Source organism: Candidatus Kurthia intestinigallinarum (genome assembly GCF_003991225.1).
GTDB classification, from domain to species: domain Bacteria; phylum Bacillota; class Bacilli; order Bacillales_A; family Planococcaceae; genus Kurthia; species Kurthia populi.
Genome location: NZ_JTFC01000139.1, coordinates 1 through 1,239 on the forward strand (window position 1 = coordinate 1; position 1,239 = coordinate 1,239).

2 protein-coding genes are annotated in these 1,239 nt (G+C 34.5%); one reads left to right on the forward strand and one right to left on the reverse strand.

All coding sequences use genetic code 11. The annotated features are described in order from the left end of the window. Positions 1–183, forward strand: a 183-nt coding sequence (locus QI30_RS21035; RefSeq protein WP_233600644.1) for a hypothetical protein, incomplete at its 5' end; no start/stop codon positions are given. A 412-nt stretch (positions 184–595) separates the two neighbouring features. On the opposite strand, the gene QI30_RS20675 is transcribed toward QI30_RS21035, so the two are convergent. After that, positions 596–1,239, reverse strand: a 644-nt coding sequence (locus tag QI30_RS20675) for an alpha/beta hydrolase (protein ID WP_158621094.1), incomplete at its 5' end; no start/stop codon positions are given.

Sequence of the window (1,239 nt, forward strand, 5' to 3'; positions counted from 1 at the left end):
GACTTACCTATTTCAGGAAAAAAAGTCTTTCTGCATCTGCGCTTGCAGAAATGGTTTTGCTTGAATGCTATGTGTAGCACGATTATTTTTACGGAAATAACTGCTGCACCAGCCTATCAGCGTAATAAAAGAAATCGAAAAAAGGTTATAAAGGGAGTTACTCCACTGTTAGAAAAACTGTAGAGCAACTAAAATTAAAAAAGGATACACTGGTTTCTACTACGAAAAAAGTTGGAAATAAAAGAATAATACTTTGTTTTGGCGTTTCTATGAACAGTTAACTGAAAAAGAACATCAAGTTTTACAATCTACTTTAATTGCTTATCAGGGTACACAACCTGTCTATGCATTCGTTCAGCTATTTAGAGCAGCCTTTTCAGAAATCGATCTTCAAACGTTTCTACAACTTACTTAGAGCGTCTTTACCGTGCTTTTCGACATTTACCTGGTGAGAGATGCTTAAATTTAAGTTCTAAACGATACGGTAATCACAATAATCCACGCCAACTTGACCGTTTTTACTATCGGATTTCAGCCAATAACGTCGCACATGCGCTGATGTAATCTCTAGCTTTTCCCTTTCCATTATTCTAATCTACTTTAACCCCTCTACGAATTCATTCAGATTTTCGCTCATTTCCTTATAATGAGTCCAATGTAAATAATGCTGACCTTCTAGAACTACTAATTTATTATTTTTTATATTTTGTAATTGCGTATTATAAAAATCTATTTTTGACTTCCCCTCTACATATTGCTCTTTTGGAGTAAAAATCATCACTGGTAAGTCAGAAGGGAATGTCATATTTGTTGTTAAATCAAAGTTATTCTTTATCTCGTTCGTCTCTTTAACTACAGCTTTATTTATGTATTTCGCAGCAACTATAGATTTTGCCATTTTTAAGTTTACCTCTGTATATGTGCCCTTTTCAGATAATGGCAGAATATTATCTGGCGTTACATATGCCAATAATCGAGCAATACCTATTGGTGCCATATATTCCGTATATTTAGGCATAGTAGGAAAAACGTCATCACCAAAATATTCCGACATCTGTGGTAAGGTTGGATCTATTCCTATGATGGCTTTAACTTCCTCGGAATAGTTATTCGCATAATACAAACTATATATACCGGAAATTGAGTGAGGCATCAATATATATGGACCTTTTATGTTCGACTTTTTTAGTGCAGCCCTTGTTTCCTCTACTATGTTCTCAACTGTTCGTTCTTTGTCTG